A 22,925-nucleotide genomic window follows, 5' to 3' on the forward strand; every position below is an offset into this window, starting at 1 on the left:
CCGGTGCATCAAACCCTGTGACAGACCCCGTGGAGGAAGGACCACCCATGCGCGGCAACCTGCTCGTCGGTGCGATGCTCACCCTTACGTTCGTCGCCGGTTGCACGTCACCGGTGAAACGGGTCGGCGGCGACGCCGGGCCCGCCGGCTCCCCGTCCACCAGCGCGAGCCCGCCGAGCCCGTCGGCGTCGAGCGCTCCGGCGACCGGCAGCGCGGGCCCGAGTGCTCCGGCCACCCGCAGCGCCACCCCGGGCGCCCCGACCACCCGCACCTCCCGCCCGGCCGCTCCGGTGAGCGAGATCAGGCGGACCGACTGGCCCAACGCTGTCATCCGCGGTCTGAGATTCTGCGGTGAGTCCGACACGGTGAAGTTCCGGAACGGGTCGAACGGCCTCGACATCCCCTGCCGAATCCTGCCCGGTGGCGCGCGACCGGTGTACGCCGACTTCATCACCGAGGAGCCGGTGAGTCTGCCGTCGACCGAGGACGCGCTCGTCCTCGTCGAACTGGGCAACTCCGACGCCGCGCGGCGGCAGGCCCTCGTGCCGGTTCAGCTCGACTACACCGGCCGAGAGCGGTGGGCGCAGCCGGTCATCCTGGGGGACGATTCCAGTCCGAGCGATGACCGGGTCATGACGTTTCTGTCGTACCGTGTCTTGGGAGACAACAGGGTGCAGGCCACCGTCCGCAAGCTCGATGGCGGCACTGAGACACGCCGGTGGCGCACCATCGACTACGCCGGCAACTGGGAACGGTACTAGCGTTGCGCGACCATCGAGCCGTTCACCCGCAGCGTGCCGAGGATCTCGTCGGTGCGGTCGACGCCGTCGGTCTGCTTGACCTGGACGTACACGCCGAAGGTGCCGGTGGCCGCGACCAGGGTGACCTCGCTGAACGACGTCTGCGCGCCACCGCATCGCGACCAGTGCCGGACGGTCCCACCGAACGCGGCGACGGTGACCGCCCGGCTTGCGGCGGGCGTGCATCCGCTGTGATCGGGCAGCGCCGGTTGCTCCGCTCCGCGCAGCCCGGGGCTCACTCCCACGAAGACCCCCGGTGTCGCGCTGTCGACATCGGACCAGTCGGCGAGATCGGCTCCGACGAGCAGACCGGGGCCGCGCCCGTCGGCGAGGCCGATCACCGCCGGGTCCCAGCCGCCGTCGCGCAGTTGCCGCGCCCAGCCGTCGGGAACGGCCACCGAGACGGCGCCGGTCGTGTCGCCGACCCGGGTCCAGCCGTGCGGCGCGGTGGCGGCGGTGGCGGATCCGGCCATGACCAGCGTCGCGGTCACGGTGCCGACGGCGGCGAGGAACCGGCGGATGCGCCGCGGCGGCGGGCGGGCCGCCAACTGCCGGCTGGCGAGCAGACCCTCCAACGCGGCGGCGTACGCGGCCGCTGTGGGCCAGCGGCGGTCCGGATCGCGATGCAGGGCCCGGCGGACGGCGCGCTCGACGGCGGCGGGTGCGCGGGGTGCCGCCGTCACCGGCTGCCCGGGCGGCGAACCGGTCAACATGTGGTGCGTCAGCGCGCCGATCGCGAACACGTCGGCGCGCACGTCGATCCCTCCGCCGGGGACGAGCTGCTCGGGCGCCATGTAGGCGGGCGTGCCGGCGACCACTGTGAACCCGGACGCGTGCGCGAGCGTCTTGGCCAGCCCCAGGTCGGCGACCAACACCCGGTCGCCGGCCGGGCTGGTGTCGAACAGCACGTTGGACGGTTTGAGGTCGCGGTGCAGCACGCCGCTGTCGTGCAGGATCGACACCGCCCTGGCGATGTCGGCGGCGATTCGCAGCGCCGAGCGCACCGGCATCGGCCCGCCGCTCAGCCGGTCGGCGAGCGTGCCACCGGCGGCGTACGTCATCACCAGGTACGGCCGGCCGTCGGGCAACTCACCGATGTCCAACACCCGGACCAGGTGATCGGAGTCGACCTGCCGCATGAACCGGGCCTCCTGGCGGAAGCGCCCCCGGATGTCGGCCCGCTGCGACCAGTTGTCGGCGAGCACCTTCACTGCCACCGGCGAGTGCAGCTCGTCGTCGTACGCCAGCCACACGGTGGCGAACGCACCGGCGCCGACGGGGCGCGCGATGCGGTACCGGCCAACCTGCGGCGGGATGGACACGATCGTATTATCCGGCGACCGGGACTCCGGTGACGCCCACGAGCGGGGGAGCGCGGGTGGCGAAGGAATCTGACACCGAGGAGCTGGCGAGGCGGGCGGCGGCCGGCGACAGCCTCGCACTCGACGCGCTGCTGGCCGCGATCGGTCCACGGGTGCTGGAGCAGTGCGGGCGGTTCCTGCCCTGTCGGCAGGACGCGGAGGAGGCGGCGCAGGATGCGTTGTTGCAGGTGGCCCGGCACATCCAACGGTTCGAGGGGCGGTCGCTCTTCTCCACCTGGTTGCACACGGTGGTCGCCAACTGCGCCCGCCAGACCTACCGGTCACTGCGGCGGCGAGCGGCCGAGCGGCCCAGCACGCTGCTGCCCGTCGAGGTGGCCGACCCCCGTACGACGAGCGTCATCGCCGGATCGCGCCTCGATCTGCTGGACGCGCTGGACCGGCTGGAGGCGCACCGGCCGGAGCTGGCGACGGCCCTCGTGCTCCGCGACCTGTGTCAGCTCGACTATCAGGAGATCGCCGGGCAGTTGGGCATCCCGATCGGCACGCTGAAGTCCCGGATCCATCACGCCCGTCGGTACGTCCGGGAGGCGTTGGGGGGTAGTTGAGCGATGCGTACGCCGATCCGTGGTTTTGCCCCCGATCGGCGGACATCGTTTGACATGTGTGGCGATCGCATCTTTGATGGTCGATGTGTCTGTTCGGCGTGGTCGGGCGCTTGGTCGTCTGGGTGGGCCGGTCGACGCCCTGAGCCTGTCGACGCCCTGAGCCTGGAGGACGGATGCGAGTCATCGCGCGGAGAAGCCCACGACGCCCACGACGGCGGCTGTTGCCGGTGGCGATGGTGGCGGTGACGCTGCTGAGCCTGGCCGTCGGTGTGCCGGCGGCCGCCGCGGCGCCGTCGACAGTCGTCGGCGTGGCCAGCGGTCGTTGCCTGGACGTGGTCGGCAACGTCAGAACCGCCGGTGCGGGCATCAACATCTACGACTGCAACGGCCAGGCCAACCAGGCGTGGACCTTGACCTCCAGTGGTGAGTTGCGGGTCTACGACGACACGATGTGCCTGGACGTGGTCGGCCAGGACACCACAGCTCCCGCCGCGGCGCAGATCAGCGGCTGCACCGGCGGCGCCAACCAACGCTGGCGGATCACCACCTCCGGGACCATCGTCGGGGTCCAGTCCGGCCTGTGCCTGGACGTCTCCGGCGCGGGCACCGCCAACAGCACCACAGTCGGTCTCTGGACCTGCAACGGGCAGTCCAACCAGCGGTGGACGACATCTCTCGGCAGCGCCGACAGTCAGCCTCCGACGGCGCCGGGTAGCCCACGGGTCAGCGGCCTGACCTGCAACTCGGTGACGTTCGCGTGGAACGCCTCGACGGACAACGTCGCGGTGGCCTTCTACGACATCTACCACGACGGCCAGCTGATGACGTCGGTGAGTGGCACGACGCTCTCCACCAACCTGACAGTGGTGGCCGGGGCGACCTGGGGCCTGTACGTCAACGCCCGTGACGCCGGCGGCAACGTGTCGCAGGCGAGCGCCACCGTCTCGATCACTCCGCCGCCCTGCCAGGCCGACAGTCAGCCACCGACCGCGCCGCAACAGCTCACCGGCACCGCGTCGGGCACCACTGTGACCCTGCGTTGGACCGCGTCGACAGACAACATCGGGGTCCGTGCGTACGACATCTACCGGGCCGGCGCGAAGGTGGGAACGGTCACCGGCGCGCCGCCGGCGACCACGTTCACCGACAGCGGTCTGGCGGCGAACACCTCCTACCAGTACTACGTGGTGGCTCGGGACGCGCAGGACAACGCCTCGTCGCGCAGCGGCACCGCGACGGTGACCACCGGCGCGGCGTGCGCCAACCCGGTGTGCGGGGTGCGACAGGTCACCACCGACACCGACGTCCCGTGGGGTCTGGTGACGTTGCCCGACGGCAGCGTTCTCTACAACCGCCGCGACGCGCACGACATCATCCAGCTCAACCCGACCACCGGGGCCAAGACCAACCTGGGCACGGTGCCGAACGTGCAGAGCACCGACGGTGAGGGTGGCTTGTTGGGGCTCGCCATCTCGGCCAGCTACTCCAGCGACCGCTGGCTGTACATCATGCACACCTCGCCGAGCGACAACCGCATCGTCCGGATCAGGCTGGAGAACGGGCGACTCAACACCGCCAGCGAGCAGGTCCTGCTCAGCGGCATTCGGCGTAACAAGTACCACGACGGTGGTCGCCTGCGGTTCGGCCCGGACGGCAAGCTGTACGCCAGCACCGGCGACGCCCAGAACGGCAACTACGCCCAGGACCGGTCCAGCCTCGAAGGCAAGATCCTGCGACTCAACCCGGACGGCACCGTTCCCTCGGACAACCCGTTCGGCAACTACGTGTGGAGCTACGGCCACCGCAACCCGCAGGGGCTCGCGTTCGACTCGCAGGGCCGGCTGTGGGAGCAGGAGTTCGGCAACTCGGTAATGGACGAGACCAACCTGATCACCAAGGGTGGAAACTACGGCTGGCCGGCGTGCGAGGGCACCAGCGGCACCTGCGGTACGGCCGGGTTCATCGCGCCGGCGCGCACCTATCCGACTGCCGAAGGGTCCTGCTCCGGCATCACGATCGTGCGTGACGCGCTCTACGTGGCCTGCGCCCGAGGCGCTCGGATGTACCGCGCGGTGATCAGCGGCAGCAGCCTGACGAACGTGCAGACGTACTTCAGTGGCACCTACGGTCGGCTGCGGACGGTGGAGCCGTCTCCCGACGGAGGGCTGTGGCTGACCACCACCAACGTCGGTGACAAGGACAGCACCCCGAACAACAGCAACGAGAGGATCCTGCACGTCACGCTCGGCAACTAGACCCTGATCGATGTGCGGCACGCCCCTCAGCCGCTGGTCAGGAGCACTAGTTGCTGGGTGGCCCGGGTCATCGCGACGTAGCGGTCGACCGCCCCGGAGATGCCGGTGCCGAACGTTTCCGGGTCGACGAGGACGACCAGGTCGAACTCCAGCCCCTTGGCCTGCTCCGGGCTCAGTGACCGGACCCGGGCCGTGGGCGGGAAGGTCGGGTCGCCGATGACGCAGGCGATCCCGTCGGTGTGCGTGGCGAGCCAGGTGTCGAGGATCGTCAGCAGGTCGGCGACCGGTCCGTGGACGACGGGAAGCCCGTTGCCGCGGATGGAGGTCGGTACGTTGGCGTCGGGGAGCACGGCCCGGATGACCGGTTCGGCCTGCGCCATGACCTCCGCTGGCGTCCGGTAGTTGATGCTCAACGACGCCACTGTGACCTGGTCGAGCCCGATCCGCTTGAGGCGTTCCTGCCACGACTCGGTGAACCCGTGCCGGGCCTGGGCGCGGTCTCCCACGATGGTGAAGCTGCGCGACGGGCAACGCGTCAGCAGCATCTGCCACTGGGCGTCGGTCAGCTCCTGCGCCTCGTCCACGACGATGTGCGCGAACGGGCCGGCCAGCAGGTCCGGGTCGGCGTCCGGCAGCGCGGACTCGTCGACCAGGACCTCGCGCAGGTCGGGTTGGCGCAGCATCGCCAGCAGACCCTCGCCGTCGTCGTAGGTGTCGGCCGCGAGCAACTCGTCGACGACCCGGGCCATGTGCTCGCGTTCCACGGCGGCGGCCGGGTCACGCCGGCGGGTGCGCCCCGACCTCTCCGCGTCGCCGAGCCGCTGCCGGGCCGCGTCGAGCAGCGGCAGGTCGGACACGGTCCAGGCCCGGGGCTCGTCGCGTTGCAGCGTGCGGACCTCCTCGGGGCTGAGCCACGGCGCGCACCTGCGCAGGTACGCGGGCACCGACCACAGGTCACCCACGACATCGGCCGCGTCGAGCAACGGCCAGGCTCGGTTGACCGTCGCCCGCAGCTCCCTGTTACGCAGCAGCGAGTCGCGGAGCACGTCGTCCGGCTCCTCGCCGTCGTACCTGTCGACGAGGATCGTCAGCAACTCCTCCCAGATCTCCTCGCGCGCCTCGTTGTGCGGGGTGCCGGGACCCGGCGCCCGGAACGCGTCGGCCCAGTCGTCGGCGCTCAGACGGACGTCGGAGTCGCCGACCGGGACCGTCATCTCGGCGGTCGGTGGGTCCTCGTAGAACCGGACGGCCGCGTCGATCGCCCGGACCAACTCGGCCGAGGACTTCAGCCGGGCCACATCCGGGTCAGTGTCGGCGGTTGCGGTGGCCCCCTCTTCGACGAGGTCGCGCAGGGTGCAGGTCTGCACGTCCTCCTCTCCGAGGCTGGGCAGGACGTCGGCGACGTAGGCCAGGTAGGGCTGGTGCGGCCCCACGAAGAGCACCCCACCCCGGCGTTGACCGAGGCGCGGGTCGGAGTAGAGCAGGTACGCGGTGCGGTGCAGGGCGACAACGGTCTTGCCGGTGCCCGGACCGCCGTCGACCACGAGAGCGCCCGCCGACCCTGCCCGGATGATGGCGTCCTGGTCTGCCTGGATCGTGCTGAGCACGTCGCGCATCCGGGCCGACCGGGCGCTGCCCAGACTGGCGATGAACGCGGATTGGTCGTCGAGCGCGACGGCGTGCCCCACGAACCCGTCCGGCGTGAACACCTCGTCCCAGTAGTCGCTGATCCGGCCGCGGGTCCAGCGGTACCGACGGCGGCTCGCCAGGCCCATCGGGTTGGCATGCGTCGCGCCGAAGAACGGCTCGGCGGCGGGTGAACGCCAGTCGAGCAGCAGCCGCCGACCCGTGCTGTCGGTCAGACCGCGACGCCCGACGTACACCGGCTCGGGGTTGTCCGCCTCGACCACGTGACCGAGGCACAGGTCCAGCCCGTAGCGGCTCAACGAGCGCAGGCGGGCGGTCAACCGGCGGACCTCCTCGTCCCGGTCGACGGCCTGCCGGCCCTTGCCGCCGGGCGCCCGGCGCGCGGTGTCCAGACGGTCGGACAGCTCGGCGCTCAGCTGCGCGAGGCCCCGCGCCATGGCCGCGAAATGCCGCTCATCGTGGGCGATGAGCGCCGGGTCGGCCTTGGGGGCGAGGTGATCGGGAAGTTCGAACACGGAGGTAGGCGAGGAATCCAATTCATGACTTCCATTTCGGCAGAATGTGGCTTCGGCCGACGATTCTGCGTCATAAATGGGGTCTTGCCGCAAGCCCCCCAGTGCGGTATAAGTTAGAAGTGGCGGGAGACCTGGTGTCTCCCGTTTTCCGTGTTCAGGGCACGTCGACGACGTCGCGGCCGAGGGGCCAGAACGCGGCCGGCACGAGCTTGAAGTTGGCGATGCCGAACGGAATCCCGATGATCGTGACGCACAGGGCGATGCCCGCCACGATGTGGGAGAGCGCCAGCCACCATCCGGCCAGCACCACCCAGAGGATGTTCGCCAGGCCGGAGCCGACGCCCGCGCCCGGCTTGGGCACCACAGTGCGGCCGAAGGGCCACAGCGAGTAGACCGCGAGGCGCAGCGACGCGACGCCGAACGGGATGGTGATGACCAGGACGAAGCAGATCAACGCGGCGATGCCGTAGCCGACCGCCAGCACGAGGCCACCGCCGAAGACGAGCCACAGCACATTCAGTACGAAACGAATCATTACTCCAGCATGAAACATGCTCGCCACTCCGTTGGCTCGCCTCGTGCCTCAGCGGGGGACGGCCACCGCGTGGGCCTCGGGGACAGTCCTCTCGCCACCGTCGGCCAACTGGGCGAGGGCGTCGTCGCGGCTGTCGAAGATCGGGAAGGCCCCGTCCAGACGCATGGTGTGCAGGACGGTGCGGATGAATCGCGACGGCGCGGCGAGGCAGAGCGTGACACCGCGATCGCGGGCGTCACGGTGGGCGCGGACGAGCAGACCGAGGCCGGTCGAGTCGATGATGTGCACCCGGCTCAGGTCGACCACGACGTGCCCGCCCACCTCGGCCACGTGCCGCAGGGCCGTGCGCAGGTTCTCGCCGGTGTCCAGGTCGATGTCACCGGTGGCGGCGATGACTGTCGTGCCGTCGAGGTGGTCGATGCCGAGGATGCCGCCGGGGCCGTGGTCGTCGCGCGACGCGTGGCCACCGGTCGAGGCGGGCAGGAGGCTGCAGTGCGGGCAGCGGTGCGGCCCGGTGGCGAAGGGGGAACCGCTCCAGCCGTGCTCGGCCACCAGGGTCCAGACGACCTCGGCGTCGGGGAGCACGCAGGCGGTGCCGCGGATGGTCTCGCCGCAGGTGTCGCAGATCAGGGTCATCAGATACTCGTCCGGGACGACGGTCATGCTGCTGGTCCTTCCTCGCTCATGATCGAGAGCACCTGGTCCAGGCGGGTGATGTGCAGGATGCGCCGGACCCGGGGGTTCGGATCGCGGACGGTGAGGGCCGCGTCGGCGCGAGTCAACCGCCGGTGCAGGTCGAGCAGCAGGCCGATGGCGGCGGCGTCGAGGTGCTGGCAGTCGGACAGGTCGAGCACGACCTGTGCGGGGCGCAGTGCGAGCAGTCGGTCGAACGCCGCGCCGACCTCCGGCAGACAGGCCAGATCGAGTTCGGTGACGCGAACCTCGACCAGCGGCAGCGTGTACCTCGCGGGCAGCACCGGCGTCGCCATTGCCGTACCCCTCTCTCCTCGCCCCTCGCTTCCTTCCCACCGTGCTGGGCGGGGTTGGCGGTCACTGCAAGGCTCTGTGACAGTTGTGTGACAAAACCGCCGGCTGGCGGGCACGGTTGGCCGCCCGGCGGTCGGCCGAGGATGATTCCGGGATGACGGCCGTACTGGTGATCGAGGACGACGACCGCATCCGGCTCGCGCTGCTGCTCGCACTCGAGGACGAGGGCTACGACGCCCTCGGCGCGGCCACGGCCGAGGAGGGCCTGCGCGCCCAACGCCACCACCCGGCCGACTACGTGCTCGTCGACCTGATGCTGCCCGGCCTCGACGGCTTCGAGTGCATCCGGCAGCTGCGCCGTGACGACGACGTCCCGATCGTGGTGGTCAGCGCCCGCGACGGCACCGACGACATCGTGGCCGCCCTGGAAGCCGGCGCCGACGACTACGTGGTCAAACCCGTTGCCATCCGGGAGTTGACCGCCCGCCTGCGGGCTCTGCGCCGCCGCGCCCGGCCGGTGGTCACGACCTCGGCACCGGAGCCCGTGCCGGCGGTCGCCTTCGGGGAGTTGGAGATCAGTCCGGAGGCGGGGGAGGTACGCCGCGCCGGCCAACAGGTCACTGTCACCCGCACCGAGTTCCGACTGCTGTGTGAGCTGGCCGAGCACGCCGGCCGGGTGCTGTCCCGTCAGCAGTTGCTGCAACGGGTCTGGGGGTACGACAGCGGCGACGAACGGCTCGTCGACGTGCACGTCGGCCGCCTACGGCAGAAGATCGAGCCGGACCCGGCGAACCCCCGGCACCTGGTCACCCTGCGGGGCCTGGGCTACAAGCTGCAACGATGAGACGCCTCGGACTGCGCACCCGGGTGACCGCCGCGTTCGCCGTCGGCGCGCTCCTGCTCTCGGCGTCGATGGCCCTGATCTCCTACGAGTTGACGCGCCGGTCCCTGCTCGACGACCGCGAACGCATCGCCCTGCGGGCCGCCTACTTCGACGCCGCCGTGGTGCATGCCGGCCTCGACACCGACACCCCGGACGTGGTGGAGGTGCTCCGGTCGTTGGACACCGGCGGAAGCCGTCGACCGGTGCTGCACCTCAACGGCGAGTGGTACGCCCGCGCCGCCGATCCCGGGACCACTGCCGCCATCCCCGGCGAGTTGCTGCGGGTCGTCTCCGCCGGGGAGCCGGCCGTGCAGCGCGTCCGCGTCGACGGGCAACCGGCCCTGGTGGTCGGTGTGCCGCTGTCGGCGTCCGCGACGTACTTCGAGGTCAACTCGTTGCGCGAGCTGGAGCAGACCTTCCAGGTGCTGGCCCTCGCGCTGACCAGTGTCGCGGTGCTGGTCGCCGGATCCGGCGCCACCCTCGCCTGGTACGCCACCCGTCACGGGCTACGGCCGCTGACAGCGGTCGCCGACGCGGCCGAGAAGATCGCCGCCGGTGACTTCACCGCCCGGCTCGACCCGGCCACCGACACTGACCTCACCCGACTCTCCTCGTCGTTCAACCAGATGGTCGACCGCCTCGCCCTGCGCATCGAACGGGACCGCCGGTTCGCCGCCGACGTCAGCCACGAACTGCGTTCCCCGTTGCAGACCCTCGCCGCGGCGGCCAGCGTCCTGGCCCGCCGACGGGAACACCAGGACGAACGGACGGCCATTGCCGCCGGGCTCGTCGCCGACGAGATCGACCGTTTCCAACGGCTCGTCAACGACCTGATCGACCTGGCCCGCAGTGACCAGCCGGCCCACCGTGCCCCGGTGAACGTGGTGGAGTTGGCCCGGGAGACCTGCGACGCGTACGACCTGCCGGGCACCCTCGTCCGCCTGGCACCGGACGTGCCCCCGACGTGGCAGGTCGAGCGGCGGCGGATCGCCCAGATCCTGGCGAACCTGCTCGACAACGCCGTCACCTACGGCGGTGGCCCGGTGGCTGTTCGTCTGGGCCGGGACGGGGACAGCGGCGTCATCGAGGTCGACGACGACGGTCCGGGCGTTCCCGTCGAGGACCGCGAGGCGATCTTCGACCGGTTCGTCAGGGGGCGAGCAGCCCACACCCGTGGCGCCGGCGACGGCACCGGTCTGGGGCTGGCACTGGTAGCCCAGCACGCCGCCGCGCACGCGGGGCAGGTGACGGTGGCCGACCGTCCGGGTGGGGGCGCCTGCTTCCGGGTGACCCTGCCGGAGAGCCTGTCGTGAGGCGCCGCCGCATCGTCCCGTTGGCCCTCGCCGTGCTGCTGACCGGATGCGGCATCCCCATCGACGACACCCCGCGCACGGTGCCGCCCCCACGAGGGCCGTTGAGCAGCGCCGCTCCCGCCGACACCACAGCACCGGCCGGCAGTGCCGCCGAGACGCTCTGCCTGGTCCGGGACAACCGCATCGTCCCCGTGGTCCGGCGCGTCGACAGGGCACCCAGCATCGCGGACCAGTTGCGGCACCTGCTCGCCGGGCCCAGTGGGGCCGAACGGGACACCGATCTGACCAGTGCGTTGCCGGGGGCGGTCAACGCCGCTCGCGCGACAGTGACCGGTACGCAGGCCCTCGTCGCGGTGGACGAGCCCGCGGAGGTGGGCGGTCGCAGCGACGAGGTCCTCGCCTTCGGGCAGATCGTCTGTACGCTCACCAGCCGCGAGGACGTCTCCACTGTGGCCTTCCTGCGCGACGGCAGGGCTCTCGGCGTGCCCCGGGCCGACGGTTCCCTGTCCAGCAGGCCGCTCACCCGCGGCGACTACGCCCCCCTCATCAGCGAACGCTGAGCGCGCGCCACCGGGAGCACGGGTCACCCCGATGTCGACGACGACCGCTCGACGGTGGCGGGGTCTCGGGGTTGCTCGGTGGAAGACCTGAGACGAAAGCCAGGGCGATCCGAGGGAAGCTCCCGGAGGCCGGCTGGCGTCGGCGGCCAGATGATGGCGGGCATGAAACGCGCTGCGCTCTACGTGCTGGCCGGTCCGGTCGGCATCCTGGCCTACGGCCTGGTCCGTCTCTGGGCACGATCCGACGGGGTGTACGGCCCCGGGCTCGACTGGCAGGCGGCCCACCTGGTCGCTCTCGCCGGCATGGTGTGCTTCGTCCCGGGTGTGCTCGCGCTGTCCCGCCTGCTGTCCCGCAGCCGCTGGCGCACCGGCGTGGTGGCCTTCACGTTGGTCGGGCTCGCCGCGACGATGGTGCAGTTCGTCGCCGACATCGTCGAAGGGCTGTTGGCCGCGGACCGGGCGGAGATGTCCAGGCTCGGCGCGCAATTCAAGGACATCCCCGGCGTGGAGGTGGCCTTCTACGACGTCGTACCCCAGTTCTTCTTCCTCGGCCTCCTTGTGCTGACGGGCATGCTCGCCGCCCGACGGCGGCTGCCGTGGTGGAGTGTGCCGCTGCTCCTCGCCGGCATCGTCCTGCCGGCGGTCACTCTCGATCTGCTTCCGATCGGCGGCCTGTGCATGGCGCTGGCGTTGGCCCCGGCGCTGCCGCTGGTGCGAGAGCGCGGGGAACGGACCGAGTCGCCCGCGACCGTCCGCTAAGGACTCGGGGTGGCGCTGGCCCCCTTCGGACCAGCGCCACCCGTCGAGCCACTACTTCAGAGCGAGGGTGCGGGCGTCGGCGGCGATGACGCTGGCGACCTCCGCCGGCACCAGCTTGCCGGCCTGCCGGTCGGCGTAGGTGGCCAGCTCGGCGTACTGGGCGTGGGCCAGCTTGGTGGTCATCGCCGTGACGGCGGCCGGGTCCGCGCCCGAGGTGAGGATCAGGTAGCCGAGGCCGGCCTGGCTCACCGTCACGGTGAAGGTGCTGGTCGCGGTGGCGGTGCCCTCGGGCCCGGTCGCCTCGGTGGTGATGGTGTGCCGGCCGGCGGTCAGCGTGGCCAGGTCGAGCTTGCGTCCGGCGGCCGACTTCTTACCGTCCAGCGTCACGGTGACGGTGTCCGCGTTGGTCGCGGCGACAGCGATCACCGGGGACTGCGCCCGGTCCAGCCGCGCCCCGCCGGCCGGCGAGGTGATCCGCACGGTGGGGTCGGCGGGGGCCCGCTGGACGAACGCCGAGTTCCAGCCGACCAGCTCGGCAGCCCGGTTGGTGATGATCGCGTCGGTGCCGATCCGCTCCAGCCGCTGCCACAGACCGGCGGAGTCCATCGTCCAGGCCATCACGGCGACCCCGGCGGCGTGCAGCGGGGCGAGCACCTCCGGCTTGGCCAACAGCGCGTTGCCGTCCGGGTTGTACGCGGTCAGGTGCAGTTCCTTCGCGATCGCCACCGGGTCGGCGTCCACTGTGCCGCGGAGCAGGCCGAGCGGCAGCTCGGGAGCGATCTCGTAGGTGTACTTCAGGGCGTCGACCTCGAAACTCTGGATGAAGACCCGGCCCATCATCTGCTCGTCCCGGATCACCTGGATGATCGTGGCGACCTCGTCGCGGGTGTGCTTGCCCTTGATCTCCACGAGCAGGTTGCCACCCCGCGTCCGCAGGTCGGCGAGCTGCTCCGCGAGGGTGGGCACCCGCTCGCCGACGTACTGGGGCCCGAACCAGGAGCCGGCGTCGAGCGCCTTGATCTGTGCGGCGGTCAGGTCCCGGATGTTGCCGGTGCCGTCGGTGGTCCGGTCGACGGTGCCGTCGTGCAGGATGAACGGGATGCCGTCCTTGCTCGGCTGGACGTCGTTCTCGATCCAGTCGGCGCCGCCCCTACGGGCGATCTCCTGGGCGACGAGGGTGTTCTCCGGTGCGGCGGCGGACGCGCCCCGGTGGGCGATCACTGTGAACGGGCTGCCCTCCGGGCGGAGGTAGCCGTTCGGGGCCAGCTCGGTGACTGTGACGTCGTCGTACGACACTGTCGCACCGTTGACGAAGAGCCCCTGGACGCCGTCGGCGGAACGCTGGAGGCTGCTGGTCCGCATCGCCTCCCGCCCGTCGAAGATCCAGCGGGCCTGGTTGCCGTGCACCTCGACAGCGACGCGCACGTCCCGGCCCGTGCCGGCGGCGGACGGGGCGGAGGCGGTGTTCGTCACGACCCAGGCGTTGGCAGTGGTCCGCTGGGCGAATTCGAGCCCGTTGGCGGCGGTGGTGCCGCTGCGCATGGTGGCGATCCACCAGGGGGTCGCGCCACTGGCGGGGACGTCGATGCCGAGCGAGGCCCAGCGGGTGGCGGCCGATACCGACTCGAAGCGCATTGTCGCCTCGAGGCGGAAGTCGTTCAGGTGCCGACCGAAGGTGATCTTGTTGTTCTCGCTGGAGCTGGCGGAGGTTCCGTACAGTCGGCCGTTCTCGACCTTCCAGGCGCCGTCGACCGCGTGCCAACCGGCGGGCAACGACCCGGCCGAGAAGTTCTCCGAGACGACGACGCTGCCCGGCTCGGCGGTGGCGGGTGACGAGGTCGCGACGGCGACCGCGACGGCAGCGCCCGTGACGGCGAGAGCGGCGGCGGAGGCGGCGGCCCGGGTACCCAGGGCGCCGAGGCGTGACCCGGCGTGGCGAGGCGACGGTGATGCGGGTAGGACAGTCATGGACGCGACGGTACGAAGCGCGCCCGAACTGATGATCAATCAAGCATGGCGGCCGCCGGAACGCCTGGTGTACCGCGCTCGATCCGAGCGTCCCGGATTGGTCAGTTCGACAGGCCGGAGCAGGCGACCCCGTCGATCGTGCACGCCTTGGGGGCGGAACCGGTCAACGATCCATTGACCCGGAACGTCACGGGGACCGAGGCGTTGCCGGGCACCTGGCCGGTGTTCGGGTCCGGCACGAACGTCCACACCGCACCGTCCCGGCTGACCTGCGCCCCCTCGACCCCGCTGACCCCCAGCGACTCCCGGGGCAGGGTGACCACAAGCGTCCACCCCGGCGCCGGGACCGCGCCGGGATTGCTGATCGTCACTGTCGCGCCGTAGCTGAGCAGGGCGTTGTCAGTGATGGCGAAGGCCGCGCCCAGGGCCGCCGGGGTGGGTTCGGCTGTCGCACCGGTCGGCGTGGGCCGGGTCGACGACGTGACGGCCGGTGGGACCGAGGAGGCCGAGGCGGACGGGGCAGCGGTCACCGCCGGGCTCGTGAGCGCCGGTCGCGCCTGCGCCCGGGGGGTGGCGGACGGGGACGCTCCCACCTGCTCGACGGACGGCGGCGGGTCGAGGGTCACCGGCGTCATCTTCTCCGGCGTACGCAGCACCCCGACGATGGACACGGCCGTCGCGATCAGCACCCCGAGCGCCGCGACGACGGCCACCCAGGTGGCCCGCGAGACGTCCTCCCGACCGGTGAGCACCCGCCGCGTGGCCCTGACGAGGGCCACGACTCGATCCAGCAGGATGATCGCCACGGTACGGCGTGGCTGGGGTGGTGTTGCCGGCACTGCCAGTCTCTCCTTCAGTTCGTCGCAGGGTGCGTGCCCACGATCCGTCCGGGTCGCGGATGGCACCTGCCCGGTCACAACCCGCGAAGCCCGACGAGTATCGCCTCGAGCAGATCCTCGGTCGGCAGCTCAGACAGCATCGGCGGTTCGTGCGTCTCGATCAGCCCGGCCGCGAGCAGGTCACCGAGCAGCACCCGGACCGTCCCCAGCGGAAGATCCAACTCGGCGCCCACCTCGGCCACCGACACTGGATGGTGACACAGCTCGACGATCCGCGCCTGTTCGGGGAAGAGCGGTGTGGGAGGCATGACGCCCCTCCGAGCGACGACCAGCGAGATCAGGTCGAACTGGCCGCGTGCGGGGGCGGTGCGCCCCCCGGTCATCGTGTAGGGCCGGGCCACCGGGCCCGCGTCGTCGTCGTACCACGCCTCGTCAGTGGTGCCGCTGGTGTGCACCAGTGTCCCCGATCGTCACCGAGGAGGCCGGGCCCAGCGTGATCGGCAGGTGCTGCTCGGCCTGCCCCACGAAGAGCGCCACCTCGTACGCCATGTCACCGACCTCGACGTCGTCACCGGCGATCCGCACGGTGAGGATCGTCCCGTTCGGGATGGTGGCGATGAACAGAAACGCTCGCGACATCTGCACCACTACCTGACGCAGCTGACCCGCGTCACAGGTCCGGGTGGCGGCCAGCCCCAACGCGATAAGTCCGGCGACCACGCCGGAGATCTGCTCGGCCAGCTTCGCCCCCACCCGCCGCGAGCCACCGAGCGGCAGCCCGTCCGGTGAGAGCACCACGGCGAACTCCGCGCCGTGCACCCGGTCGACCAGGTCGTTCAGGGCGTCGGTCAGGCCGTCCTCGGTGACCACTGCAGACGTCATTGTTGTCTCCTTGCTGTTTTGGCGACCGGCAACTCGACAGTGTCGAGGCTGGTCCTGCCGTGTTCCGGGCCGGTCGGCCCGGGGTGGCGGACCCGCGTCGGCAGCGCGCCGTTGCCGTTGGGGTCGGTCGGGGTGGCGCCGGCGCGGGCCGGTGGGTACGGGCTGTCGGGTGGTGCGCTTGCCGGTGTGCGGCCGGTGTCGGTGACCGAGATCAGCCGGGAGGGTAGGAGCACGACGGCGGCCGTCCCACCGCGCCGGCTGGGGCGCAGCGAGACCTGGGCGCCGCAACGGCCGGCCAGGACGGCGGCGGCGTACCAGCCGGCGAGGCCCTCTGGCGGGCCGTCCGGTGGCGGGTTGCCGAGCAGGTGGTTCGCCTCGACCAGCGCGGCGGCGTCCAGGCCGGGTCCGTCGTCGACGACGAGGACGGCACACCCCTGCGGTCGCTGTTCGCCGCTGACCCGGACGGTGGTCTCCGCCCCGGAGAAGGCCAGAGCGTTCTCGATCAGCTCCGCCAGCAGGTGGATGACGTCAGTGACGGCCGACCCCGCGAGCGACCACGGCCAGTGCGGCGCGATCAGGACCCGGTGGTAGTCCGGCACCTCGGCGACCGCGCCGCGCGCCACGTCGAGCAGGGGCACCGGGCGTCGCCAGCGGCGGGCGGGTGTCGCGCCGGCCAGGGTGATCAGTTTCTCCACGTTGCGTCGGACCCGGGTGGTGAGGTGGTCGAGTTGGAACAGCTCGCCGGTCTCCTCGGTGGATCGTTCCCGACGTTGCATCCCGTCCAGCAGGCTGAGCTGGTCGCGCAGCAGGACCTGGTTGCGTCGGGTCAGCCCCAGGAACAGCTCCCGCTCGGCGTCGCCCCCCGGCGTCGCCGGTTCCTGAGCCGGGGCCGGCGTGTCCGGCACCGGAGCCGGAAGGTCGGCATTGGTAGTGGTCAACTCGTCGGTCAGGCGTCGGACGGTGCCCGCCCAGCTCAGCAGGAGCACCAGCACGACGATGAGGCCGAGCCCCACGACGGCCCCGGTACGCGCGATGAGCACTGCGGCACCGGGGGTGGCCCGCTCGACGCTGCTGCGGGCGGTGTTCGTCACCAGTGCCTGCAGCGCGCCGAGGGCGGCGTCCGCCGCCGCCCGCCAGCCCTGGATGGTGAGACCGGCCAGGGCGTTGGCGGTGCCGGCCTGCAGCAGCAGCCGGTCCTCCAGCGCGAGCAGGGCCGCGAACTCGGGGCCGGTCGCGAGGCGCTGATGCTCGGCCTGGCCGTCGGGCGGAAGGCCGGCCGTGGCCTCGGTGCGCGCGTACCGCTGGATGCTGACCAGGGCGGTCAGCCGGCGCCGCTCGTCGACGCCGAGCCGTGCGCCGGTCAGGGCCGCGCTGACCAGCGTGTCCTCCCGGGCGAGCGACTCCCGGGCGCGGGCCAGCGCGATCACCGCGCGGGTGTCGGCGGCCAACCCGCTCTCGTACGCGCCCCACTCCGGGCCGTACACCCGAAAGGCGACGTCGATGACCTCGTCGTACCCGTCGACTGCCGCGCCCTGGTCGAGTCGGCCGGTGTCCACCTGGGATCGGGTCGTGCCCAGGCCGTCCAGCCGTCGGACCAGCTCGCCGGCCCGGTCGCGCACGCTGCCGGCGCTGAGCAACCGGAGGTCGCGGCCCCTGGTGAACTCGCGGATCTCGGCGGCGGCCCGGTCGGTGCCTTCGCGGGCCCCGACCAGCGCGGGCGTCGTCTGCTCCGTCCCGGCCATCGTCTCGACGGTGATCCGGCGTTCCGTCTGAAGGCCCAGAATCAGGCGGTCGATGGGCTGGCCCAGTGTGTCCGCCAGCGCCCGGACGCGCAGTAGGTCGATGGCATCCTGGCTGGACACGTAGGCCGCGTACGACCAGAGCGTGACCAGCACGGCGGCCAGCACGGCCAGCCTGGTCCGGATCAGCCGAACCTCGTCACGGGTCATCGGGTCGCCCGCTGCGGCCACGGTTGACCGGCCGTGTCGCTGGCCCGGTCGGCGACGAGGGTGCGCAGCAGCGCCAGTAGTTCGGTGCGGTTGGCGCAGTTGAGCCGGTTGCGCATCCGCGCCACGTGGTGTTCGACGGTCTTGGCCGAGATGAACAGCCGATCGCCGATCTCCCGGTAGGTCAATCCGGCCAGCACCAGCTCGGCGACCTCGTACTCGCGGTCGCTGAGACCATGCTGCGTCGGACCGGCGACCCGTGCCGTGCTCGCACCGGTCGTCGGTGTCTGCTCGCTCTGCCCACCGGAGGGCCGCCCCTGCAACGCTCGGGCGCACTCCAGCAGGGTGGTCATCGCCCGTCGGTCCGCGGTGCGGATGGCCGCCTGGCCGGCGAGGCGGGCGCCGTCCCAGCACAACCCGGTGTCGTGCAGTCCTCGGGCCGCGGCCTCCACCCGGGTCGGGTCGACGACCCCCCGGAGCACCTCCACCCAGCTCTCCGCGGCGGCGGCGACCACTGCCGCGTACCGGCTGTGGCCAGCGGCGGCGAGCAACGCCGCGACGTGTTCGTCGGCGGTCGTCGGCTCGCCGGTCAGGATGGCGGCGTGCAGTCCGCTCCAGTGCAGCGGCACACTCCACAGTGGTGGGTTGTCGAGGCGGTCGAGCAGCGCACGCCCCTGGTGCAGGTACGGCTCCAGCCGGGCCAGGTCACCCAGCCGCGCGCCCGCGATGGCCAGCTCACCCAACGGCAGCAGGGTGAACAGGTCGACGGGGTGCCGCACCACGGCCTCCAGCGCCTGCCCCCAACCCCGCTTGAGCGCCCCGAGGTCGCTGTTGCGCCGGCCGACGCCCATCCGGATCGCGGCGGCGAAGAGCTGGTCGCGTGACTCCAGTGGTCGCCCGTCGAGCGTCACTGTGGCGAGCCGCTCACCGGCGGCGTGGATCTCGCCACGGACCATCAGGATCCAGGCCTGCAACAGCCGGTGGCGGCGGGCCATCAGTGGGCCACCGACACCGGCCCCCAGGGCACGGTGCAGCACCCGCTCGGCGATGTCCAACTCACCGCAGTGCACGGCCGTCAACGCGGCGAGGGCAGCCGGGCTGTCCGGCAGCAGGGCCGCCCGGCCGTCCGGCTCCAGCAGCGCGGCGGCCTGCACGAGCGCGGACAGCGCGGCGGTCGGCGGGCCGGTCACGCTCTCCCGTACACCGTTGGCCATCAGTCGGGCGGCGCTGGCGTGCAGGGTCGGGGGTTCACCCGCCGGGTCACCCGCCGGTGACTCGCTGCGAGCGGCCGGGTCACCGGTGGCCAGCCCGCCGACGATGGCGAACGCCGCCGCCGAGGCGGTGCCCGACCACCGGAACAACTCGACGCTGCGACCGACATGACCACGGTGGGCCAGGGCGGTGGCGGCGACCACTGCCGCCTCGGAGCGCTCCGGGGGAGCGGCAGTGGCCAGGAGTCGGTCCGCCAGCCGAAGCGCGTCGTCGAGGTCACCGGCGAGCGCGGCGGCGAGCGCCTGCCGCGCGTTGGGTGGCTGCCCGGCCGCCGTGGCCGCCGCGAACAGTTCGGCGGCGAACGCCGGCTCGTCGGCCAGCGCCTCGTCCGCCGCGGCGGCCAGTGTCGCGGCCGGGCAGTCGCCGAGCGCGCCGACCGCGAGCAGCGAGCGGACCAGCGGCAGCACCGCGCCACCCCGAGCGAGCTGCAACTCGGTGAGCCGCCGCCAGACCGCTGTCCGCTCGGTGCTGGGGCTGAGCGTCGCGACGGCCCGCCGGACGATCGGTGCGAGCCGGCCGTCCGCGCCGAGCAGCCCGGCCGCCCGGGTCGTGGCGATCAGTTCGTCCACTCCCGCCGGGTCCCGGCCCAGCAGCGCACCGAGCATGCTCACCGGCAGTGCCCCGCCGGCCGCGAGAGCGAGCAGCAGCCGTCGTACCGCGGCGGGCTGGACGTCCAGGTCCGGCCCGAACTCGAGGATGACGGACCGGGGTGGGTCCACGGTGCCGGTCCGGGTCTCCGCGCCGACCAGGCCGTGGGCCAGCCGTTCCACGTCCCGGGGTACGCCGGCAGTCTGCGTGTGGACGAAGTCGACCAGGTCGGCGGCGCGGCCCAGCTCGGGTGTGGCGGCGAGATAGGCGGCGGTCTGCTCCCGGGTGAACGGCGTGAGCAGCACTGCCTGCCCGTCGCGTCGCAGGGCGTCGACCAGCTCACTGAACGCCGCTGACCGGGGCGACGGGCGGTGGGCGACCACCAACCGATGTCGCCGGCCGGCGGCCAGACGCAGCAGCGCCTCGGTCCGTGCGTCGTCGAGCAGGTGCGCGTCGTCGACGAGCACCACGGTGTCGGGGTCGACCGGCTCGTCCGGCTCCGGGGCGGTCGTGCGGACGGCGATCCCGGCGCGTTGGTGAATGCGCTCCAGCTCGGCGAGGAGCGCTGTCTTTCCGTGACCGGCCGGGCCGGCGACGCCGACGGCGAGCGGGCCGGTCGGGTCCTGCGCGACAGTGTCCAGCAGCGCCTGCAACCCCTTGTCCACTGTCAACCCTGGTGCGGCGAGGTCATTCATGATCATCGGGCTTATCCTTCGCGTCCACGGCCGCGGGCCAGCGCCAGGCGGGACGGCTTCGGCAGTTCCAGTGGGAGGACCCGGACCGGGGGCCGCGGTGGCGGATCGCCCGGAACGGTGTGATGGGCACGACGTGGTGCCGGGAGGGTGGCTCGCCCGGCGCCGCTGACCGGTGCCGGAACGCGGGCCGGCGGCGGTTGGCGAGGGCGTGGTGACACCACCTGACAGGCGGCCATCGCCGCCCCGGTGGCAGCGGTCAACTGTGCGTCCGGCTCCACCTCGACGGGCACCGGGAGGGCCGCGCCGATCAGCTCGGTCACGAGCGGGACCCGGGTGGAGCCGCCGGCCAGCAGCACGCCGTCGAGCTGCGCCGGAGTCAGGTCGGCACTGCGTACGGCCCGGAGCAGGAGGTCGACTGTGGCCTGCACCGTCGGGCGGATCATGGCCTCGAACTGTGCCCGGGTCACCGGCACCCGCGCCGGGCCGCTCGGCAGGGTCAGCACCACGTCGGCGGTGAGGTCGACTGTCAGCACCCGCTTGACCCGGTCACACTCCGCGCGCAGCCCGCGCAACGCGACCTGGGCCCCGCGACGACCGGTCGCGGCCAACTCCCGGGCCAGCACGGTACGTGCGTGCTCGGCGAGCGCCTCGTCGAAGTCGGCGCCACCGATCGAGTCGAGACCCTGCGGGGTGCCGAACGTCTCGTACGTGCCGCGCGGGGTGCGGCGCACCAGAGCCGCCTCGAAGCTGTTGCCCCCGAGGGCGTAGACCACCGCCGTGCTGCCCGCGAACCCGCGGGCGGCGTGGCTCTCGGCGACGGTCACAGTGCGGGGCAGCAACGTCACGTGCCGTAGGCCCAGGTCCGACAGTGCCCGGTGCAGCACCTCCCGTCGGTAGGGACGCCACCCCGCCGGGTGGCTGAGCACTATCGCCTCGGCCGCCCCACCCTCCAGGGCGTGGACCCGCTCCACCACCCACGCCGCCAGCTCGGCGGTCAGCGTCTGCGGCGCGCACGGCTCGCCGCCGAGCAGCACCGGCACGTCGTCGCCGATCCGGTGGACGAAGTCCCGGGTGGTGCGGCTGCCGTCGTCGGTCACGGGCTCGCCGACGCGCAGCGAACCGTCCTCGGCCAGGCACAACACCGACGGCATGAGAGGTGAGCCGGCGCTCAACGGGACGGCCTCGGGACGGGTCCAGGTCGCGCCGCGTCGCCGTGCGACGGCGGCGGCCGTGTTGCTGCTTCCGATGTCTATCCCCAGGACGTACGGCATCGTCTCTGTCTCTCCCCGTGAGTCGGCCGGTCGGTGGCGATGGCCTCGGCTGCCCCGACGACCCACCCCCGGCGAACCCCGCGGGCTCCTACGTTCGTACCAGAGATCAGTCCCTGGTCGGGACCCTAATCTCGCCGGGACGGTTTCCCCCTGTCCCCCTAACGTACGAGGTGGGGGAGCCCCTAGTTCAACCGGCCCGGATGCGGGTTCAGCCCCGATGCCCGGGGGCGACCCCCGGCAATAGCGTCGTCACCGTCGACGTACGACACCCCGCCAATGCCACATCCGAGGAGAACCGGCACATGGACTCGCAGCAGACGCTCCACGACTTCGTGCTCGACCTACTGACGAACCCGGACGCGCGGTCGGCCTTCGACCTCGACCCCGAGGGCGCGTTGCGGGGTGCAGGGCTCACCGACATCACCGCCGCGGACGTGCAGGACGTCGTACCGCTGGTCGTCGACTACGCGCCGGGTGCGGGCCTCGCGCCGTTGGCCTCGCCGGTCGAGCAGCTCGGTCTGAACCCGCTGCTCACCGACACCACCGACGTGGTGGGTCAGTTGCAGAGCGTGGCGCAGCAGATCAGCGTCACCAGCTCGCCCAGTGGCGTGGACGTCAAGGCCGGCGTGCTCGGCGCCATCGCTGTCGACCCGTCGACCGCCGCCGCCGGGGTCACCGTGCTGCCGGGCATCGGTCTGGGCGTCGGTCCGTACGGCCTCGACACCGACCTGGCCGGTGTCTCCGACGTGGCGCACACCCTCGACGCCGACGTGGTGCAGCCGGTGGACGCGATCGCGGACCCGGTGCTCGGTGACGTCACCGGCACCGTCGGCGACCCGAGCGGTCTGCTCGGCGTCACTGACTCGAATCTGATCGGCGGCGACCTGACCGGTGGTGTCCTCTCCGGCACCCATGGTCAGCTCGGTGGGGTCGTCAGCTCGCTGGGTGTCGACGACACCCTCAACGGGCTGGGCCTCGGGCATGGCGACGGTGTCGTCGGCGGGGTCCCGCCGCTCGACGTGCCGTCGACTGTGGGCGGCGTGACGCACCAGGTGGACAGCCTCCTCCCCGGTGTCACCGACACTGTCGGTGACGTGACCGGTGGGGTCACCGACGGTGTGCTCGGCGACTCACACGCCTCGTCCGATCACGGGCTGCTGGGTATCACCGGCGGTCTGCTCTGAACCGGATCTCCGGTCGGAGCGGAGGGCCGGATCGTCTCGGGCGATCCGGCCCTTCCCGGTTCCACATCCGGTCCCTCTTGATAATTAAGCCGAAATCCG

20 protein-coding genes are annotated in these 22,925 nt (G+C 72.0%); 8 read left to right on the plus strand and 12 right to left on the minus strand.

The features are described 5' to 3' along the window. The first annotated feature begins 47 nt into the window (after positions 1-47). Complete coding sequence (locus tag OG992_RS01535; protein ID WP_238683943.1) at positions 48-761, plus strand: hypothetical protein; 714 nt, start codon at positions 48-50, stop codon at positions 759-761. Here the strand turns inward: OG992_RS01535 and OG992_RS01540 are convergent. Then, entirely contained in the window at positions 758-2,122 is a 1,365-nt protein-coding gene (locus OG992_RS01540) for a serine/threonine-protein kinase (protein ID WP_238683942.1), read from the minus strand. The genes OG992_RS01535 and OG992_RS01540 overlap by 4 nt on opposite strands. 56 nt (positions 2,123-2,178) lie before the next feature. On the opposite strand from OG992_RS01540, the gene OG992_RS01545 reads away from it, so the two are divergent. Together OG992_RS01545 and OG992_RS01550 are read left to right on the plus strand one after the other, a co-directional pair. Further along, the gene (locus OG992_RS01545) at positions 2,179-2,727 is read left to right on the plus strand and encodes an RNA polymerase sigma factor (RefSeq protein WP_266302074.1); all 549 of its coding nucleotides are present in this window, start codon (positions 2,179-2,181) and stop codon (positions 2,725-2,727) included. A gap of 173 nt (positions 2,728-2,900) precedes the next feature. Continuing rightward, entirely contained in the window at positions 2,901-4,982 is a 2,082-nt protein-coding gene (locus tag OG992_RS01550; RefSeq protein ID WP_266302075.1) for a PQQ-dependent sugar dehydrogenase, read from the plus strand. 26 nt (positions 4,983-5,008) lie between these two features. Here OG992_RS01550 and helR read toward each other — a convergent pair whose 3' ends face one another. The 4 genes from helR to OG992_RS01570 form a co-directional block, all read right to left on the minus strand. Further along, a complete protein-coding gene (helR, locus tag OG992_RS01555) occupies positions 5,009-7,144 on the minus strand; it encodes an RNA polymerase recycling motor ATPase HelR (protein ID WP_266302076.1) in 2,136 nt (711 codons plus the stop codon). A gap of 154 nt (positions 7,145-7,298) precedes the next feature. Continuing rightward, positions 7,299-7,679: a YccF domain-containing protein gene (locus OG992_RS01560; RefSeq protein ID WP_266302077.1), complete on the minus strand. Its 381-nt coding sequence runs from the start codon at positions 7,677-7,679 to the stop codon at positions 7,299-7,301. Between the two features lie 48 nt (positions 7,680-7,727). Then, a complete protein-coding gene (locus OG992_RS01565; protein WP_266302078.1) occupies positions 7,728-8,342 on the minus strand; it encodes an STAS domain-containing protein in 615 nt (204 codons plus the stop codon). Further along, positions 8,339-8,668, minus strand: coding sequence for an STAS domain-containing protein (locus tag OG992_RS01570; protein ID WP_238683935.1), 330 nt, complete (start codon positions 8,666-8,668; stop codon positions 8,339-8,341). The genes OG992_RS01565 and OG992_RS01570 overlap by 4 nt, the downstream gene beginning before the upstream one ends. Before the next feature lie 152 nt (positions 8,669-8,820). On the opposite strand from OG992_RS01570, the gene OG992_RS01575 reads away from it, so the two are divergent. The 4 genes from OG992_RS01575 to OG992_RS01590 all read left to right on the plus strand — a co-directional run bounded on the left by OG992_RS01575 (position 8,821) and on the right by OG992_RS01590 (position 12,181). Next, on the plus strand, positions 8,821-9,510 hold the full coding sequence (locus tag OG992_RS01575) for a response regulator transcription factor (RefSeq protein ID WP_112678279.1): 690 nt from the start codon (positions 8,821-8,823) through the stop codon (positions 9,508-9,510). Next, positions 9,507-10,862, plus strand: coding sequence for a cell wall metabolism sensor histidine kinase WalK (locus OG992_RS01580; RefSeq protein WP_266302079.1), 1,356 nt, complete (start codon positions 9,507-9,509; stop codon positions 10,860-10,862). The genes OG992_RS01575 and OG992_RS01580 overlap by 4 nt, the downstream gene beginning before the upstream one ends. After that, the gene (locus OG992_RS01585) at positions 10,859-11,422 is read left to right on the plus strand and encodes a GerMN domain-containing protein (protein ID WP_266302080.1); all 564 of its coding nucleotides are present in this window, start codon (positions 10,859-10,861) and stop codon (positions 11,420-11,422) included. The genes OG992_RS01580 and OG992_RS01585 overlap by 4 nt, the downstream gene beginning before the upstream one ends. Positions 11,423-11,584: 162 nt before the next feature. Continuing rightward, on the plus strand, positions 11,585-12,181 hold the full coding sequence (locus tag OG992_RS01590; RefSeq protein ID WP_266302081.1) for a hypothetical protein: 597 nt from the start codon (positions 11,585-11,587) through the stop codon (positions 12,179-12,181). A gap of 51 nt (positions 12,182-12,232) precedes the next feature. On the opposite strand, the gene OG992_RS01595 is transcribed toward OG992_RS01590, so the two are convergent. The 7 genes from OG992_RS01595 to OG992_RS01625 form a co-directional block, all read right to left on the minus strand. Further along, positions 12,233-14,149 carry a glycerophosphodiester phosphodiesterase family protein gene (locus OG992_RS01595; RefSeq protein WP_266302082.1) on the minus strand — a complete coding sequence of 639 codons (1,917 nt, stop codon included), beginning with the start codon at positions 14,147-14,149 and terminating at the stop codon, positions 12,233-12,235. A 101-nt stretch (positions 14,150-14,250) separates the two neighbouring features. Further along, on the minus strand, positions 14,251-14,988 hold the full coding sequence (locus tag OG992_RS01600) for a cellulose binding domain-containing protein (protein WP_266302083.1): 738 nt from the start codon (positions 14,986-14,988) through the stop codon (positions 14,251-14,253). A 74-nt stretch (positions 14,989-15,062) separates the two neighbouring features. Continuing rightward, a complete protein-coding gene (locus OG992_RS01605; RefSeq protein WP_266302084.1) occupies positions 15,063-15,443 on the minus strand; it encodes a DUF742 domain-containing protein in 381 nt (126 codons plus the stop codon). Beyond that, a complete protein-coding gene (locus OG992_RS01610) occupies positions 15,421-15,870 on the minus strand; it encodes a roadblock/LC7 domain-containing protein (protein ID WP_238683929.1) in 450 nt (149 codons plus the stop codon). The genes OG992_RS01605 and OG992_RS01610 overlap by 23 nt, the downstream gene beginning before the upstream one ends. Further along, positions 15,867-17,819, minus strand: coding sequence for a nitrate- and nitrite sensing domain-containing protein (locus OG992_RS01615; RefSeq protein ID WP_266302085.1), 1,953 nt, complete (start codon positions 17,817-17,819; stop codon positions 15,867-15,869). Before OG992_RS01615 ends, OG992_RS01610 begins: the two co-directional genes overlap by 4 nt. Continuing rightward, positions 17,816-20,377, minus strand: a complete 2,562-nt coding sequence (locus tag OG992_RS01620; RefSeq protein WP_266302086.1) for a LuxR C-terminal-related transcriptional regulator — start codon at positions 20,375-20,377, stop codon at positions 17,816-17,818. Before OG992_RS01620 ends, OG992_RS01615 begins: the two co-directional genes overlap by 4 nt. 5 nt (positions 20,378-20,382) lie before the next feature. Then, positions 20,383-21,642 (minus strand): Hsp70 family protein, encoded by a 1,260-nt coding sequence (locus tag OG992_RS01625; RefSeq protein WP_238683925.1) that lies wholly within the window; start codon positions 21,640-21,642, stop codon positions 20,383-20,385. 302 nt (positions 21,643-21,944) lie between these two features. Between OG992_RS01625 and OG992_RS01630 the strand changes: the two genes are divergently transcribed. Continuing rightward, positions 21,945-22,826: an IniB N-terminal domain-containing protein gene (locus OG992_RS01630; protein WP_238683924.1), complete on the plus strand. Its 882-nt coding sequence runs from the start codon at positions 21,945-21,947 to the stop codon at positions 22,824-22,826. Positions 22,827-22,925 lie beyond the last annotated feature (99 nt).

Source organism: Micromonospora sp. NBC_00362 (assembly GCF_026342155.1).
Lineage (GTDB): Bacteria > Actinomycetota > Actinomycetes > Mycobacteriales > Micromonosporaceae > Micromonospora > Micromonospora hortensis.